Origin of the sequence: Pseudomonas sp. TH32, assembly GCF_016650855.1 — a bacterium.
In the GTDB taxonomy this organism is placed as follows: Bacteria; Pseudomonadota; Gammaproteobacteria; order Pseudomonadales; family Pseudomonadaceae; genus Aquipseudomonas.
The window spans coordinates 50,902-65,897 of the sequence record NZ_JAEKFA010000002.1; the positions used below are offsets into that span (position 1 = coordinate 50,902).

The following is a 14,996-nucleotide window of genomic DNA, read 5'->3' on the forward strand; positions in this document are numbered from 1 at the left end:
GGTCGATAATTTTTATCTGTTAACTTCTGGTCGCCCCCCCTCAAGTCCCGTCCTGACTGGCCGAAACTCTGTCATACGATGTCGTATGCCAATAATGAGAACTATCGCCATGTCGCTCCGCAATCTGTCCATCGCCCGCCGTGCGGGTCTCGGTTTTGCCTTGATTGCCTTGCTCGTGGCGTTACTGGGGTTCTTTGCGCTCTCGAACATGGCGAGCATCCGCGAAAGCGCCGTGCAGGTTGAAAGCGGCCTGGTGCCGAAAATGCGCCTGGTCTCGGATATTCGCGAAATCATGCTGCGCATCCGCACCATTTCCCTGCGCATGGCCCTTGATCCCAATCCGGCGAGCATCGCGCAATACCGCAGCCAGATGGACACCCGTAGCCAGGACCTGGTAAAGAAGCTGGCTGACCTCAATGCGGTGATTGATACCCCTGAGGTACGCAATCTCTACGATCAGTTCCAGGTTTCCCTGCGTCAGTATCAGCAAGGTCTCACGCAGTCGTTCATCCTCGCTGACAAGCAACAGACCGCCGAGCTGAACAAGTTGCTGCTGGTGGACATGAAAACCGTGGTCGACGGTTCCGGCAATCAGCTCAATGCCCTGGCCGACTACTACAACGCCCAGATAAACCTGCAGGGTCAGACGGCCGAGTCTCAGTACAGCCGCTCGCGCACGATGGTCTTCGGTTTCGTGCTGCTGGCGGCGTTGAGCACCGTGGCCCTGGCCTGGTTGCTGACGCGCAGCATTGTCGGCCCGCTGAGCCACGCGGTGCGCGCCGCAGAAAACGTCGCCCAAGGCGACCTGACCCAGACCGTTGAAGTCACCGGCGACGACGAAGTGACGCGCCTGCTCGTGGCACTCCAGACCATGCAAGGCAGCCTGCGCAGTACCCTGCAACTGATTCGCCAGTCGGCGGGGCAGATGGCGGCATCGGCCACCGACCTCAACGGCATTACCGACCAGAGCAGCCGCAGCCTGCAAAAGCAGACCGCGGAAATCGAGCAAGCCGCCACCGCAGTCAACGAGATGACCTCGGCGGCCGATGAGGTGGCGCGTAATGCTGTCTCCACTTCCGAGTCCACCCGGCTCTCCAATGAAACGGCCCGCGACGGCCAGCAGCGCGTCGGCGAAACGGTCAGCGCGATTCAGGCGCTGAGTACCAACATCGGTGAAACCTCAAGCCTGGTGCAAAACCTCGCCGATCAATCGCGGGATATCGGCAAGGTGCTGGACGTGATTCGCTCCATCGCCGAACAGACCAACTTGCTGGCCCTGAACGCCGCCATCGAGGCCGCGCGTGCCGGTGAGTCCGGGCGTGGCTTTGCGGTGGTGGCCGACGAAGTGCGTGCGCTGGCCCATCGTACGCAGCAATCGACCCTGGAGATCGACCAGATGGTCAGCGCGATGCGCACGGGTTCCAGCGAGGCATTGACGTCGATGCAGTCGAGCACCCAGCGCGCCAGTGAAACCTTGATCCTGGCCGAAGGGGCCGGTGGCGCATTGAGCCAGATCACCGACTCCATCGACCAGATTCACCAGCGCAACCTGGTCATCGCCAGTGCTGCCGAGGAGCAGGCCCAAGTGGCCAAAGAGGTCGACCGTAATATCGTCAATATTCGTGACCTGTCCGCGCAATCGTCCTCCGGAGCGGGGCAGATCAACGGGTCGAGCCATGAGCTGGCGCGTTTGGCCGTGTCGCTCAATGAGGCGGTGGCGCGGTTTCAGCTGTAACGGGGTTTACCCGTGCCAGGGACGGCACCAATTCCAGGACACGGTTACGGCCACCTTCGGCCACCAGGTAGGTTCCCTTCGTCGTACGCACAATCGACTGCGGGGCCTTCAGGAAAGACAGAATCGTCTGCTGGCGCCCTTGCTTGTCGATCAACAGTAAACGCGCGCGGTGTGTTGAATCCTCGTTGATCCATAACCCGCGCTCATCGCACATCAGGAAGGTGGGTTTGTTCAGCTGGCTCAGTACCACCGGATCGCTGCCGTCGTCGGTCAGTTCCCGCACCACGCCTTTCTTCTTTTCCGTGTAGAGCATGCGCCCATCCGTGCAGCGAACGATCGACTCGCCTTCGCTGAGTTGGTCACGCACGACGCTCAATGTCTTGTCGCTCCAGTGATAGCGCAGGATCCGGGCCCCGACCTTGCGGTCTTCGATGGCGTAGAGATACTCGCCGTCGTCCCACAGCCCTTGCACGCTTTCTCCCTTGAACAGCTCGGTGACCACGCCGTCCTTGAGAAAGCTGACCGGTGCTCCATCCACTTCCTGGCTGAACACCCAACCGCCCTGAGTGGCAACCATGCCATCGGGCTTGGATAGATTGCCCACCACCAGCTCGCGTTTTCCGTCCGGCAGAATGCGCACGATACTGCCAAGGCCGTCGCTCAACTCCTGGCTGACCATCAGTGAGCCGTCGGGCATCGGCATCAGTGATGCGGCCTTTTCCACGTCGCGGTGGACTACTTGAACACTCCAGTCATCGGCAGCGCTGACCGGGTAGAAACTTTGCCAGGCGAAGAAGCCCAAAGCGGCAAAGCAGAGCGAACCCAGTAGCCACAACCCTGGTCGAAGCGTGCGATAGAGAGAGGCCGGGCTTGAAGTCCTTTTTATTGTTTGATCCATTGATTGCGCTGCCGGTAGGTATGGGGGAATGGAAAAGAGTGGAGCTGAAGTTAATCGTTATCCTGCAAGAGGGCCGCATAGTCTTGCCCTCCGTAAAACACCCCTAGAATCGATACCGTTTCCGTGTCGGCATCCACTGTAAAAGCGATGATCGTGGCGTGCCGATAGTGAGTTGTACGCAGAGTGGGTAACAAATCCTCACGGCTGGTCCCACGCTGGGGAAAAAGGGACAGGTTTTCGCAATAAGTGATGATGGCATCTACATAGCGCGCAGCGACGATGGGTGAGCCGGCCTGGGTGATGTAGTCTTCAAGTTCTTCGAGTTGCGCTACTGCCTTGGGTGAAAAAGCTACTGTGTAGCTCACGGCTTGCGAGTGCCTTTCTGTTTGCGTTTTGCTGCCATCTGTTCGCGGACCTGGGCGGCAGACAACGCGCTACCGGGATCCGCTTTGAGAGCGGCGGCTGCCGGAATCACCTGATCCCGAAGCCAGTCCTCCATTGCGCGATCACGTGCCAGCAGGGCGCGTAGCCCATCGCGTATGACTTCACTTTCACTGGCGTATTCGCCGGTGCTCACTTTGGCTTTGACGAGTGCGGCCATCTCAATCGGCAAGGTGATGCTCATTTGCTGGGTTGAGCGCATGGTGGCGTCCGCTTTTGCTGGGTAGGATTTAATCCTACCCAACGATGGGCGTGTTGCAAGCGATAACTGACCAGTGTGAGCCGTTGGTATCTCCTGGACTAAGCAGCGTGCCGCCTGTTTCGTGCAGATATTGGTGGGGTAATCCATCGTCAAAGACTTTTCCATAACGGGCCTAAGGAGTAAGAACGAAATTTGAGGTTGTCAGTATTGACGCTTTTCAGGGCCTCCGTTTCTCACCAGCGCTAATTCCCGTCTGATATGTATGACCGCATATTTTCTGCAGGGCTATTGGCTGATCCCGAGTAGGTGGATCGCGCCAATAGCATCCCGCCAGCCCCCATACGATAATGCCCGCCACATCTGATCAACCAATGGCTGCCCTCGTGATCATCAACTTCGACCTCAACGACCTCCAAGCCTTCCGTGCCGTCGTAGACAAGGGCAGTTTCCGTGCGGCGGCCGAAGCCATCCGTATCTCCCAACCGGCCCTCAGCCGGCGCATCGAGAAGCTCGAATCCGCCCTTGACGTCAAACTCTTCGAACGCACTACGCGCCGGGTCAGTCTGACCATGGTCGGTCGCGCGTTCCTGCCCCAAGTCGAGCGCATGCTCGATGACCTGGACATCGCCCTGATGGGCATCAGCAACGTGGCCTCAACCCGCATGGGCAACGTCACCATCGCCTGTGTGCCGTCCACCGCGTACTACTTCATGCCCCATGTGATCTCCGAATTCCACAAGCTCTATCCGAAGATTCGCCTGCGGGTGTTGGACGCGAGTGCGGGCGAGGTGTGTGCGGCGGTGGAAAGTGGCGAGGCAGATTTCGGCGTGAGTTTCAGCGGCAGCCTGGCCGACGGGGTGGAGTTCGAGCTGTTGCTGCAAGAGCGGTATGTGCTGGCCTGTCGCCGGGAACATCCATTGGCGGACCGGGCCAGTGTGACGTGGGCCGAGGCGTACGAGCACGACTACATCACCGTGGACAAGACCTCAGGCAATCGCTTCCTGCTGGACCAGGCCCTGCGCGGTGTGCGGGTGAAGAAGCAAAGCATCTGCGAAACCCATCACGTGACCACGATGATCGGGCTGGTGGAGGCGGGGTTGGGGGTGGCGATGGTGCCGTCGATTGCGATGCCGGCAGGCAAGCACCCGATTCTGATGAGTGTGCCGCTGGTGGAGCCGGAGGTGGTGCGTAATGTGGGGTTGATCAAGCGCCGCGGGCGTACGTTGACGCCGGCGGCACTGGAACTGGAGCGGTTGACGCGGGAGATGCCGTTTCGGTCAGTGTGACACCGAGTCCAGGCCGGTGGATTGCACCACCGGTTGCGCCTGGGGCGAGGCGAGGAATTGCAGGAGCTTTTTCGCCTGCGCCGGGTGTTCGGCATTCACCGGAATGCCTGCGGCAAACCGGGTGACGGACTGCACGTCTTCAGGGATTTTTCCGACATAGGTCACGCCCGGAATCGGCAACAGTTCGGACACCTGCTGCAAGCCCACCTCGTAGTCACCCTTGGCCACCTGGGAGGCCACCGGGATGCGTTCGATCATGGTGCCCTTGGACGGCATGCCGAGTTTCTTGAACAGTTCCTTTTCGACGTAGACGCCGCTGGCGCTGTCCGAATACGCCACGGATTTGGCGTTGGTCAGTACGGCCTTCAGTTCGGCATCGGTGGCAATCGAGGGCTTGGCAGCGCCTTCCTTGACCACCAGGCCGATGCGCGAATCCGCCAGCTCAACGCGGGACGCCTTGTCGACCTTGCCTTGCTTGATCAGCTCATCCAGGGCGTAGCCGACCATGATCACCACGTCGGCGTGTTCGCCACGGGCCAGGCGGTTGGGAATCGCTTCCGGCGCCTTGCCCATCGACGGGCCGAGGATGGTGTCGAGGGTGTCGCCGCTCTGTGTCGCGTATTGCGCACCCAGCACCTTGTAGGCAGCGGTGAAGCCGCCTGAGGTCATGACTTTCAGCGCTTCAGCGTGGGCAACCATCGCCACGGAACCGATCGCCAGTGCCACCAGTGTTTTCAACAGGGATTTCATCGGCGTGGCTCCTCAGGCGACTTGCAGGCGGGCACTGGCACGGCGATACAGCGCGAACGTTGCGCACAGGGCGCACAGCGCGGCAAACATCAGCCAGTAGGCGGGCGAAGCCTTGTCGCCCGTCTCGTGGATAAACCAGGTGGAAATCGCCGGGGTAAACCCACCGAAGATCGCGGTCGCCAGGCTGTAGGCCAGGGAGAAGCCCGCCACGCGCACTTCCACCGGCATGATTTCGGTCAGGGCCGGGATCATTGCGCCGTTGTACATGCCGTAGAGGAAGGAGAACCACAGCAGGGTTTCGAGCATGTGGGCGAAGCTTGGTGCATTTACGACGTAGGACAGTGCCGGGTAGGCGGTAAGCACGGTCAGGGTGGTCATGGCGATCAGCACGGGCTTGCGGCCAAAACGGTCACTCAGGGTGCCACCGATGGGCAGCCAGATGAAGTTCGACACGGCCACCAGCAAGGTCACCAGCAGGGCGTCGGAAGTGGTCAGGTTGAGCACGGTTTTGCCGAAGGTCGGCGCGTAGACGGTGATCAGGTAGAACGCGGTGGTGGTCATTGCCACCATCATCATGCCGCCGATCACGATGGTCCAATTCTTCACCAGCGTGGCCAGCACTTCGCGCATGGTTGGGCGGTGCTTGCGGTTGGCGAACTCTTCGGTTTCCTGCAGGTTACGACGCAGCACGAAGATGAACGGGATGATCACGCAGCCGATGGCGAACGGAATGCGCCAGCCCCAATCGGCAACCACGGCCGGTTCCATCCATTGGTTCAGGCCATAACCCAGGGCGGCAGCGACCACGATGGAGATCTGCTGGCTGCCCGATTGCCAGCTGGTGTAGAAACCCTTGCGGCCCGGGGTGGCCATTTCGGCCAGGTACACCGACACGCCGCCCAGTTCTGCGCCGGCCGAGAAGCCTTGCAACAGACGGCCCATCAGCACCAGCAGCGGTGCCCACAAACCAATGGTGTGATAGCCCGGCACCAGCACGATCAGCAGGGTGCCACTGGCCATGATCGCCAGGGTCACGATCAAGCCTTTGCGACGGCCCACATCATCGATGTACGCACCGAGGATGATGGCCCCCAGTGGACGCATCAGAAAGCCCGCGCCGAACACGGCGAAGGTCATCATTAATGACGCAAATTCATTGGCAGCAGGGAAGAAGGCGGCAGCGATATAGGTGGCATAGAAGCCGAACAGAAAGAAGTCGAACTGTTCGAGAAAGTTGCCGGAGGTGACGCGAAAGACCGCGCCGACTTTGGAGCGGGCAGAGTCAGGCCGTGAAGGGTTTTGCATTTTTTTGTGTCTCCAGCGTTCTTTTTAAAGTGCTTGTTTCGCTTAAGACCGCGGATAGTGGCTGACACATTTAGAAATGATAAGTGAGTTGTTTACATGCATTGATGCGCTGCGGTTATCAATCGGCGGGCTCACACAAAACCGCTCCCTCATCTATGCTTCCCCAGTGTGTCCAAATCTTACGGATGGGAGGTGGGTATGAGTAACGAGCAGAAGCAGCGCGAGGAGTTGGAGCTGGAGCGGGCCAGGAAGCTTCGCGAGGAAGAAAAACCGCAGACCTGGAAGCATCCGGACGATGGCACGGAGCTGTCGGAGCGCGATCAGGAGCGCCCGCTCAGGCCTTGAGGCGTGCATTTCACTGTGGCGAGGGAGCAAGCTCCCTCGCCACAGTACGATTCACTGAATCGGCGTACACAACTCCACCAGCGTGCCATCCGGGCACCGCACATATGCCACCACCTGTCCCCAGGGCTTGGTGCTCGGCGCTGCCAGTTCTGTCGCCCCCTCCGCCAGCGCTCTGGCATGGGCCTTTGGCACATCTTCAGTCACAAACCCCAGCTCCATCCCCAGCGGCTGCCGTGAAGCATGCGCCTCTACGTGCCCGCCCTTGAAGTTCATCTCACCCAACTCATGCGCCGCGAAGGAGAGGGTGGTACCGCCCGTATCCAGTTCACCATACGTGCCCGATTCATGCAGGAAACGGCGACTGAAGCCGAAGGCTTTTTCGAAGAATTGCAGGGATGCGGACACGTCCGGGACGTAGACGATGGTGTAGGCAAATTTCATGGTTCAGCGGTCCTTGCTTGAGAGAGGGGTCATTAAAGTCAGCGTCGCACGGACGGTCAACGGGAAACTATTTGACATATTTGATTTGTGATCACATATTGGGGCCATAAGAACGACAACACAGGTTTTGACTCATGACAGATGGCCCGCTTCTCCTTCCCACCTTGCGCCAGGTGTCCCGCGATACCTTGCAAGACCAGGTTTATCGCCAGATCCGCGAAGCCCTGATGAGTGGTCGTTTCCAGCCCGGCCAGAAACTCACCATCCGCGGCCTTGCCGAAGCCCTCGGCTCCAGCCCCATGCCGGTGCGCGAAGCCCTCCAGCGCCTGAGCGCCGAAAACGCCTTTGAAGTCACCGAAACTTCCCGTCTGCGGGTACGCATGATGACGGTCGAACGCCTGCGCGAGATTCGCGATGCGCGGGTCGCCCTGGAAGGTTTGCTGGCGGAAAAGGCCGTGCTGCTCCTGGAAAAAGCCGACCTCGACGAAATCTCCGACCTCTGCCAACAGATGCAACAAGCCGCCGACGAAGTCGACGTTTCCCGCTACCTGTGGACCAACTTCGCCTTTCACCGTCGGATCTATGCCGTCGCCCAGGCCGAGTTGACCATGGCTGCCGTGGAAAACTTCTGGCTGCACATGGGCCCGTGTTTTGCCCTGGTCGCTCCCGATAAAGCTCACTTGCAGCGCTCGATGGAGGCGCACACGCGCATCGTCGAAGCCCTGGCCGCCCGCGATGGCGCCGGCGCCCGCGCTGCCGTGACCGATGACATCATGCAGGCCGCCGATTCCCTGGCGCGCCTGCTCGTCAAGAACGACCGCTCGCGGTCGTCTGTTTCAGGAGGTAAACGTGCATGAGTGTCCTACAACGGCTGCAGCCCTATCCTGGGTTACGTGTGTTGATTTCCGGCGGGGCTGCCGGCATCGGTGAAGTGTTGGCCGCGGCTTATCTGGAGGCGGGCGCCAAGGTGCATGTGTGTGATGTCAGCGAACCGGCCCTGGCGGCGTTTCGCGACAAGTACCCGGGCAGCGTGGCCACCCGTGCCGACGTGAGTGATGCCGCGCAGATCAAGGCGGTGTTCCAGGTGCAGCGCGAGCAGTTCGGCGGGCTGGATGTGCTGGTCAACAACGCCGGGATTGCCGGGCCCACCGGCGGTATCGATGCCATCAGCGATGCCGAGTGGCAAGCCACGATCAACATCAACCTGACGGCGCAATACCGCTTTGCCCATCACGCGGTGCCGATGCTCAAGGAATCGTCCCACGGCCATCTGCTGCATATCGCCTCGGTCGCCGGGCGTCTCGGCTACGCCTGGCGCACGCCGTATGCCGCGACCAAATGGGCCATCGTCGGCTTGATGAAATCCCTGGCTTCGGAGCTGGGCGAAAGCGACATCCGCGTCAACGCCTTGCTGCCCGGCATCGTCGAAGGCCCGCGCATGGACGGCGTGATTCGCGCCCGTGCCGAACAGGTCGGCGTGCCCGAAGCCGAGATGCGCCAGGAATACCTCAACAAGATCTCCCTCAAGCGCATGGTCACCGCCGAAGACGTCGCGGCCATGGCCTTGTTTCTCTGCTCGCCCGCCGCCCGCAATGTCACCGGCCAGGCGATCAGTGTCGATGGCAACGTCGAGTACCTGTAGGCCGCGCCAGCGTTAGCCAAGGAAGAACACACACGCAGCACCCGGGATTTTTTTCATAAGAATAAAAGTCGGAGAATCGTCATGTCCAAAAATCGTCCTGTCATCATCACCTGCGCCGTCACCGGTGCCATCCATACGCCGTCGATGTCGCCGCATTTGCCGATCACCGCGCAGGAAATTGCCGACGCTGCCATCGGTGCTGCCGAAGCCGGCGCCGCGATTGTTCACCTGCATGCCCGCGATCCCATCGATGGCCGTCCCAGCCAGGACCCCGCGCTGTTCGCCGAATTCCTGCCGCAAATCAAAGCCGCCAGCGACGTGGTGATCAATATCACCACCGGCGGCGCACCGACCATGGGCGTTGAAGAGCGCCTGCAACCGGTGATGCAGTTCAAGCCGGAACTGGCCTCGTTGAACATGGGTTCGATGAACTTCGGCCTGTACGAAATGCTCAACCGCTTCACCGAGTTCAAGCACGACTGGGAGCGTCCGTACCTGGAAGAAAGCGACGACCGGATCTTTCGCAACACCTTCCGCGACATTACCCACATCCTCAATTCCTGCGCCGAGAACCGCACCCGTTTCGAAATCGAGTGCTACGACATCGGGCACCTGTACACCGCCGCTCATTTCCTGGAACGCGGCCTGCTCAAGCCGCCGCTGTTTATCCAGTCGGTTTTCGGTTTGCGCGGCGGCATCGGCGGCCACCCGGAAGACCTGGCGCACATGCGTCGCACGGCCGATCGGCTGTTTGGCGACGACTACGTGTGGTCAATCCTCGGCGCCGGCCGTGGGCAAATTCCGTTGGCAACCATGGGGCTGTCCATGGGCAGCAACGCCCGGGTCGGCCTGGAGGATTCGCTGTGGGATGGCCCGGGCAAACTGGCCGCGTCCAACGCCGACCAGGTACGGCGCATTCGCACGGTGATCGAAGCCCTCGGGCACCGGGTTGCCACGCCGGATGAAGCGCGAGAAATCCTCGGGCTGAAGGGGCGCGACCAGGTCAACTTCTAAGTGCTAAACCGGCCGCGTCACGGCGCGGCCATGCCCATCCCGCACAACAACAAAAAAGGGGATAACACCATGCGTATCGAAGTGCTTGTCGACGTGAAGACCACCCTGGGCGAAGGCCCGGTGTGGGACGCCCTGCAACAACGGTTGTACTGGATCGACAGCGCCGACGGCCGGATCCTGCGCTGCACCGATGACGGTCGCGAGCTGCGTGCCTGGGACGTGGGCCAGAAGATCGGCTCCATGGCCCTGCGCCATAGCGGCGATGAGGCCATCGTCGCGCTGCAAAACGGCGTGCACATCCTCGACCTCGGCAGCGGCGAACTGGCGCTGGTGATCGACCCGGAACCCGCGCTGCCCAACAACCGCCTCAACGACGGCAAGGTCGACCGCCAGGGGCGCTTTGTCTTCGGCTCCATGGACACCCGGGAAGACAGCGCCAGCGCCAAACTCTACCGCCTGGACGCAGACCTGAGCCTGCACACCCTGGACGAAGGCATCATCGTGTCCAACGGCCCGTGCTGGAGCCCGTCGGGCGACACATTCTATTTTTGCGACACCTGGTCCGGCGAGATCTGGGCCTATGACTACGACCTGGCGACCGGCGCCGTGAGTCATCGACGCACGTTTGCCAAGGTCGACACCTCCGGCGGTGGCGCCGCCGACGGCTGCACCGTGGATGCCGAAGGCTGCCTGTGGCAGGCGCTGGTCTACGCCGGAAAACTGGTGCGCTACACACCGGATGGCCAGGTCGACCGGATTATCCAGATGCCGGTGAAAAAAGTCACCAGCCTGACTTTCGGCGGGCCGAACCTGGACACCCTGTTCGTGACCTCCATGGCCAAGCCGCCGTTGCCGCGTTTCCCGGCCGACGGTCAGCAGCGCGGGGCGCTTTTTGCGATCACCGGGCTGGGCGTGCAAGGAATAGCCGAGCGACGGTTCGCCAGCTAGCGCGTTTTTTCAACAAGGCATATTCCTTCCGCAACCTTGTGTCAGTGCGCGCCCTCGCGCGCCTGGAGAAACCCATGGCAACCTTAAAAAAAGCCTCGCTGCGCAGCATTCACCGGCACTCCTGGGTGTCGTTGCTGGTGTGCTGGATGATCTGGATCCTCAACGCCTACGACCGTGAGATCGTGCTGCGCCTGGGGCCGACCATCTCCAAGCATTTCGATTTGTCGGCTGATCAGTGGGGCACCATGGCCACGGTGATCATGCTCGCCCTGGCCTTGCTGGATATTCCTGGCTCCATGTGGAGCGACCGCTACGGCGGAGGCTGGAAACGTGCGCGGTTCCAGGTGCCGCTGGTGCTGGGTTACACCGCGATTTCGTTTCTCTCCGGGTTCAAGGCCCTGAGCGGCAACCTCGCGACCTTTATTGCGCTGCGGGTGGGCGTCAACCTCGGTGCAGGCTGGGGTGAGCCGGTGGGCGTGAGCAACACCGCCGAATGGTGGCCGGTGGAGCGCCGTGGTTTTGCCCTGGGCGCGCACCATACGGGTTACCCGATTGGCGCCATGCTCAGTGGCATCGTCGCCAGTTTTGTCATCAGCACTTTTGGTGAAGACAACTGGCGCTACGTGTTCTTCTTCGCGTTTGTCGTGGCCTTGCCGCTGATGATTTTCTGGGCGCGGTATTCCACCGCCGAACGTATCACCGCGCTCTACGTCGACATCGCCGCCAAGGGCATGACCCCACCGGACAACGCACCGGCCAGCCAGGTAAAAGGCCACGCCTGGCGCACCTTTATCGCTACCTTGCGCAACCGCAATATCGCCCTCACGGCGGGTAATACGATGCTGACCCAGGTGGTGTACATGGGTGTCAACATCGTGCTGCCGGCGTACCTGTACAACATCGCCGGGCTGTCCCTGGCGGAGTCGGCGGGCATGAGCGTGGTGTTCACCCTGACCGGGATTCTCGGGCAACTGGTGTGGCCGTCGCTGTCGGACATCATTGGCCGGCGCGTCACCCTGATCATCTGCGGGGTGTGGATGGCCGCCAGTGTCGGGGCGTTCTACTTCGCCAACACCCTGACCCTGATCATCGTCGTGCAACTGCTGTTCGGCCTGGTGGCCAACGCGGTGTGGCCGATCTACTACGCGGTGGCCTGCGACTCGGCCGAGCCGTCGGCGACCTCCACCGCCAACGGCATCATCACCACCGCGATGTTCATCGGCGGCGGCCTGGCGCCGGTGCTGATGGGCAGCCTGATTGCCATGGGCGGCGGCTGGACCACCTTGCACGGCTACACGGTGTGCTTCTTCGTGATGGCCGGCTGTGCCCTGGGCGGGGCGCTGCTGCAACTGTTTTCCCACCGCCCGCCGGCGCTGGTTGTGCAACTCGAACCCTAGAACAACACCGATGCGTCCCCCAGCCAGGGTGCTGGCGGGGCGCCAAGAGGACTTGCCCGATGAAGACTGCCAACCCTGCCCGTGAGCCACGGGAGTTGAACAAACTGATGTTCGTCAAGCTGATGCCCTTGCTGATCATCGCCTACGTGCTGAGCTTTCTGGACCGCACCAACATTGCCCTGGCCAAGCATCACCTGGACGTGGACCTGGGAATTTCCGCCGCCGCGTACGGCCTGGGCGCCGGGTTGTTTTTCCTGACCTATGCGCTGTCGGAAATCCCCAGCAACCTGATCATGCACAAGGTCGGCGCGCGGTTCTGGATCGCCCGGATCATGGTGACCTGGGGCCTGATTTCGGCGGCCATGGCGTTCGTCCAGGGCGAGACCTCGTTCTATGTCCTGCGCCTGCTGCTGGGCATTGCCGAAGCCGGCCTGTTTCCCGGGGTGATGCTGTACCTCACCTACTGGTTCAACCGCGAGCAACGGGCGCGGGCCACCGGGTATTTTCTGCTCGGCGTGTGTTTTGCCAACATCATCGGCGGCCCGGTGGGCGCTGCGTTGATGCGCATGGACGGGATCCTCGGCTGGCACGGCTGGCAGTGGATGTTCCTGCTCGAAGGCTTGCCGGCGGTCGCGTTTGCCTGGGTGGTGTGGTGCAAGTTGCCGGACCGTCCGAGCAAGGCACCCTGGCTCTCGGCCGAAGAGGCGCGCGGGATTGAACAGCGCATCGCGATGGAGACCGAAGAGGGCGCAGGCGAGGGCGGGCATTCCCTGAAAAACTGGCTGACGCCGCAAATCCTGCTGGCGATCTTTGTGTATTTTTGCCATCAGATCACCATCTACACCGTGATCTTTTTCCTGCCGAGCATCATCAGCAAATATGGCGAACTGAGCACCATGAGCGTCGGCCTGCTGACCTCATTGCCGTGGATTGCCGCAGCGGCAGGCGCCGTGCTGCTGCCGCGTTTTGCGACCACGCCCACCCGTGCCCGGCGGCTGTTGATCACTGGTTTGCTGACCATGGCGGCGGGGTTGGGCATTGCCTCGGTGTCGGGGCCGGTGTTCAGCCTGTTGGGCTTCTGTGTGTCGGCGGTGATGTTCTTTGTGGTGCAGTCGATCATCTTTCTGTACCCCGCTTCACGCCTCAAGGGCGTGGCGCTGGCGGGCGGGCTGGGCTTCGTCAATGCCTGCGGGTTGCTCGGCGGGTTTGTCGGGCCGTCGGTGATGGGCGCGATCGAGATGAGCACCGGCAATGCCACGAACGGCTTGAAAGTAATTGCGGTGGTGCTGGTGGTGGCCGCGTTGGCCGCCTTGCGTTTGCGCCAGGGGCAGGAGCCCGATCACACCAGCAATGAAGTGGGAAACCCCGAAGCCAGCACCAGATAAGCCACGACTGCCGCCAGGCATAAACCGACAAATACCCGCAACAGTGTCCTGGCGGTGGGATGAGCGACGAATTTGATGGCCCAGAGCAAAATCCCGGCGACCAGGACGCTCAAGACAGAAATGACCAGCACGATGGTGTTCTCGAAAGCCTCGGAAGCTGTTTTATAGTCTCAAAGGCCCGCGTTGAACAGTGTGCGCATAGACGCAGGGCCCCGGGTGTTTCTAAACTGCCCCCTATCCAGGGCAGTGGGGCGAGCGCCGATGAATCGCAATGAATTACGCAAGGCCGACATCAACCTGATGGTCGTCTTTGAAACCTTGATGCTCGAACGCAATGTGACCCGGGTGGCCGAGAAGCTGTTTCTCGGCCAACCCACGATCAGTTCGGCCCTAAACCGCCTGCGCACGTTGTTCAATGACCCGCTGTTCATCCGCGTCGGCCATCGCATGGAACCGACCGCGCGGGCCGAAGAGATCATCAAGCACCTGTCGCCGGCCCTCGATTCATTGTCGTCGGCCCTGAGCCTGACCCACGATTTCGACCCGTCCATCAGCACCATGACCTTCCGCATCGGCCTGTCCGATGACGTCGAGTTCGGCCTGCTGCCGCCATTGCTGCGGGCTTTGCGCCAGGAAGCGCCGATGGTGGTGTTCGTGGTGCAGCACGTGGACTACTGGCGTATCCCGGACCTGCTGGCCTCCGGCGATATCACCGTCGGCATCACCCAGACCCGTGGCCTGCCGGCGAATGCCAAGCGCAAGTTATTGCGGCATATCCGCCCCTGCCTGTTGCGGGCAGACGCCTCGGACAAACCCCTGACCCTCGACGAATATTGCGCACGGCCCCATGTGCTGGTGTCCCACACGGCCAACGTGTCCGGGTTTGCGGATGAATGGCTGGCGGAAATCGGTCGCAAGCGTCACGTGGTGCTCTCGGTGCCGCAATACAGCGCGCTGCCGGCGTTGCTCGCCGGCACCGACATGATCGCCAGCCTGCCGGACTACACTGCCCAGGCCATGGCCGCCGGGGGAAATCTGTTCTGTGAACCGTTTCCGTTCGAAACCCCGACCCTGGATTTGTCCATGGTCTGGCTCAGCCACGTCGACACCGACCCGGCGGAACGCTGGATGCGCTCGCGGCTGGAGGCGTTCATGAGCGAGCGGGACATGCTGGCGGTGGTAGCGCCAAAATCTTGAGATAACACCT

17 protein-coding genes are annotated in these 14,996 nt (G+C 61.4%); 10 read left to right on the plus strand and 7 right to left on the minus strand.

Going from position 1 to position 14,996, the window contains the following annotated elements:
* Positions 1 to 109: 109 nt before the first annotated feature.
* Complete coding sequence (locus tag JFV30_RS03930) at positions 110 to 1,735, plus strand: methyl-accepting chemotaxis protein (protein WP_201122030.1); 1,626 nt, start codon at positions 110 to 112, stop codon at positions 1,733 to 1,735.
* Here the strand turns inward: JFV30_RS03930 and JFV30_RS03935 are convergent.
* From JFV30_RS03935 to JFV30_RS03945, 3 genes are read right to left on the minus strand one after another with little or no spacing between them, the layout of a single operon-like run.
* A complete protein-coding gene (locus tag JFV30_RS03935) occupies positions 1,704 to 2,633 on the minus strand; it encodes a hypothetical protein (protein WP_242487023.1) in 930 nt (309 codons plus the stop codon). The genes JFV30_RS03930 and JFV30_RS03935 overlap by 32 nt on opposite strands.
* Positions 2,634 to 2,683: 50 nt before the next feature.
* Positions 2,684 to 2,998 carry a type II toxin-antitoxin system RelE/ParE family toxin gene (locus JFV30_RS03940; RefSeq protein WP_201122032.1) on the minus strand — a complete coding sequence of 105 codons (315 nt, stop codon included), beginning with the start codon at positions 2,996 to 2,998 and terminating at the stop codon, positions 2,684 to 2,686.
* The gene (locus JFV30_RS03945) at positions 2,995 to 3,276 is read right to left on the minus strand and encodes a ribbon-helix-helix domain-containing protein (protein ID WP_010176565.1); all 282 of its coding nucleotides are present in this window, start codon (positions 3,274 to 3,276) and stop codon (positions 2,995 to 2,997) included. Before JFV30_RS03945 ends, JFV30_RS03940 begins: the two co-directional genes overlap by 4 nt.
* A gap of 383 nt (positions 3,277 to 3,659) precedes the next feature.
* Between JFV30_RS03945 and JFV30_RS03950 the strand changes: the two genes are divergently transcribed.
* A complete protein-coding gene (locus JFV30_RS03950; protein ID WP_088422866.1) occupies positions 3,660 to 4,562 on the plus strand; it encodes a LysR family transcriptional regulator in 903 nt (300 codons plus the stop codon).
* Here the strand turns inward: JFV30_RS03950 and JFV30_RS03955 are convergent.
* Positions 4,554 to 5,312 carry a substrate-binding domain-containing protein gene (locus JFV30_RS03955; protein ID WP_010176563.1) on the minus strand — a complete coding sequence of 253 codons (759 nt, stop codon included), beginning with the start codon at positions 5,310 to 5,312 and terminating at the stop codon, positions 4,554 to 4,556. The genes JFV30_RS03950 and JFV30_RS03955 overlap by 9 nt on opposite strands.
* Before the next feature lie 12 nt (positions 5,313 to 5,324).
* Complete coding sequence (tcuC, locus tag JFV30_RS03960) at positions 5,325 to 6,617, minus strand: MFS transporter (protein ID WP_010176562.1); 1,293 nt, start codon at positions 6,615 to 6,617, stop codon at positions 5,325 to 5,327.
* Between the two features lie 198 nt (positions 6,618 to 6,815).
* On the opposite strand from tcuC, the gene JFV30_RS03965 reads away from it, so the two are divergent.
* Entirely contained in the window at positions 6,816 to 6,962 is a 147-nt protein-coding gene (locus JFV30_RS03965; RefSeq protein WP_010176561.1) for a hypothetical protein, read from the plus strand.
* A 51-nt stretch (positions 6,963 to 7,013) separates the two neighbouring features.
* On the opposite strand, the gene JFV30_RS03970 is transcribed toward JFV30_RS03965, so the two are convergent.
* Positions 7,014 to 7,403, minus strand: coding sequence for a VOC family protein (locus JFV30_RS03970; protein WP_201122034.1), 390 nt, complete (start codon positions 7,401 to 7,403; stop codon positions 7,014 to 7,016).
* A gap of 134 nt (positions 7,404 to 7,537) precedes the next feature.
* On the opposite strand from JFV30_RS03970, the gene JFV30_RS03975 reads away from it, so the two are divergent.
* The 6 genes from JFV30_RS03975 (at position 7,538) to JFV30_RS04000 (ending at position 13,789) form a co-directional block, all read left to right on the plus strand.
* Entirely contained in the window at positions 7,538 to 8,260 is a 723-nt protein-coding gene (locus JFV30_RS03975; RefSeq protein ID WP_003211913.1) for a GntR family transcriptional regulator, read from the plus strand.
* Positions 8,257 to 9,045: an SDR family oxidoreductase gene (locus JFV30_RS03980; RefSeq protein WP_201122036.1), complete on the plus strand. Its 789-nt coding sequence runs from the start codon at positions 8,257 to 8,259 to the stop codon at positions 9,043 to 9,045. Before JFV30_RS03975 ends, JFV30_RS03980 begins: the two co-directional genes overlap by 4 nt.
* 81 nt (positions 9,046 to 9,126) lie before the next feature.
* Entirely contained in the window at positions 9,127 to 10,059 is a 933-nt protein-coding gene (locus tag JFV30_RS03985; RefSeq protein ID WP_010176558.1) for a 3-keto-5-aminohexanoate cleavage protein, read from the plus strand.
* A 69-nt stretch (positions 10,060 to 10,128) separates the two neighbouring features.
* Entirely contained in the window at positions 10,129 to 11,007 is an 879-nt protein-coding gene (locus tag JFV30_RS03990) for an SMP-30/gluconolactonase/LRE family protein (RefSeq protein WP_201122038.1), read from the plus strand.
* Positions 11,008 to 11,081: 74 nt separating this feature from the next.
* On the plus strand, positions 11,082 to 12,404 hold the full coding sequence (locus JFV30_RS03995) for an MFS transporter (RefSeq protein ID WP_201122040.1): 1,323 nt from the start codon (positions 11,082 to 11,084) through the stop codon (positions 12,402 to 12,404).
* 59 nt (positions 12,405 to 12,463) lie between these two features.
* Entirely contained in the window at positions 12,464 to 13,789 is a 1,326-nt protein-coding gene (locus tag JFV30_RS04000; protein ID WP_201122042.1) for an MFS transporter, read from the plus strand.
* On the opposite strand, the gene JFV30_RS04005 is transcribed toward JFV30_RS04000, so the two are convergent.
* Entirely contained in the window at positions 13,744 to 13,920 is a 177-nt protein-coding gene (locus tag JFV30_RS04005; RefSeq protein WP_158000320.1) for a hypothetical protein, read from the minus strand. The genes JFV30_RS04000 and JFV30_RS04005 overlap by 46 nt on opposite strands.
* Before the next feature lie 130 nt (positions 13,921 to 14,050).
* Here JFV30_RS04005 and JFV30_RS04010 point away from each other — a divergent pair, with 130 nt between their 5' ends.
* Positions 14,051 to 14,986 carry a LysR substrate-binding domain-containing protein gene (locus tag JFV30_RS04010; protein ID WP_201122043.1) on the plus strand — a complete coding sequence of 312 codons (936 nt, stop codon included), beginning with the start codon at positions 14,051 to 14,053 and terminating at the stop codon, positions 14,984 to 14,986.
* Positions 14,987 to 14,996: the final 10 nt, after the last annotated feature.

What these genes read in the sequence shown, in the direction of transcription:
- JFV30_RS04010 (WP_201122043.1), top strand. Translation starts at nt 14,051, where the DNA reads ATGAATCGCAATGAATTACGCAAGGCCGACATCAACCTGATGGTCGTC.
- JFV30_RS03930 (WP_201122030.1), top strand. Translation starts at nt 110, where the DNA reads ATGTCGCTCCGCAATCTGTCCATCGCCCGCCGTGCGGGTCTCGGTTTT.
- JFV30_RS04000 (WP_201122042.1), top strand. Translation starts at nt 12,464, where the DNA reads ATGAAGACTGCCAACCCTGCCCGTGAGCCACGGGAGTTGAACAAACTG.
- JFV30_RS03970 (WP_201122034.1), bottom strand. Translation starts at nt 7,403, where the DNA reads ATGAAATTTGCCTACACCATCGTCTACGTCCCGGACGTGTCCGCATCC.
- tcuC (WP_010176562.1), bottom strand. Translation starts at nt 6,617, where the DNA reads ATGCAAAACCCTTCACGGCCTGACTCTGCCCGCTCCAAAGTCGGCGCG.
- JFV30_RS03965 (WP_010176561.1), top strand. Translation starts at nt 6,816, where the DNA reads ATGAGTAACGAGCAGAAGCAGCGCGAGGAGTTGGAGCTGGAGCGGGCC.
- JFV30_RS03985 (WP_010176558.1), top strand. Translation starts at nt 9,127, where the DNA reads ATGTCCAAAAATCGTCCTGTCATCATCACCTGCGCCGTCACCGGTGCC.
- JFV30_RS03945 (WP_010176565.1), bottom strand. Translation starts at nt 3,276, where the DNA reads ATGCGCTCAACCCAGCAAATGAGCATCACCTTGCCGATTGAGATGGCC.
- JFV30_RS03990 (WP_201122038.1), top strand. Translation starts at nt 10,129, where the DNA reads ATGCGTATCGAAGTGCTTGTCGACGTGAAGACCACCCTGGGCGAAGGC.
- JFV30_RS03995 (WP_201122040.1), top strand. Translation starts at nt 11,082, where the DNA reads ATGGCAACCTTAAAAAAAGCCTCGCTGCGCAGCATTCACCGGCACTCC.
- JFV30_RS03935 (WP_242487023.1), bottom strand. Translation starts at nt 2,633, where the DNA reads ATGGATCAAACAATAAAAAGGACTTCAAGCCCGGCCTCTCTCTATCGC.
- JFV30_RS03975 (WP_003211913.1), top strand. Translation starts at nt 7,538, where the DNA reads ATGACAGATGGCCCGCTTCTCCTTCCCACCTTGCGCCAGGTGTCCCGC.
- JFV30_RS03980 (WP_201122036.1), top strand. Translation starts at nt 8,257, where the DNA reads ATGAGTGTCCTACAACGGCTGCAGCCCTATCCTGGGTTACGTGTGTTG.
- JFV30_RS03955 (WP_010176563.1), bottom strand. Translation starts at nt 5,312, where the DNA reads ATGAAATCCCTGTTGAAAACACTGGTGGCACTGGCGATCGGTTCCGTG.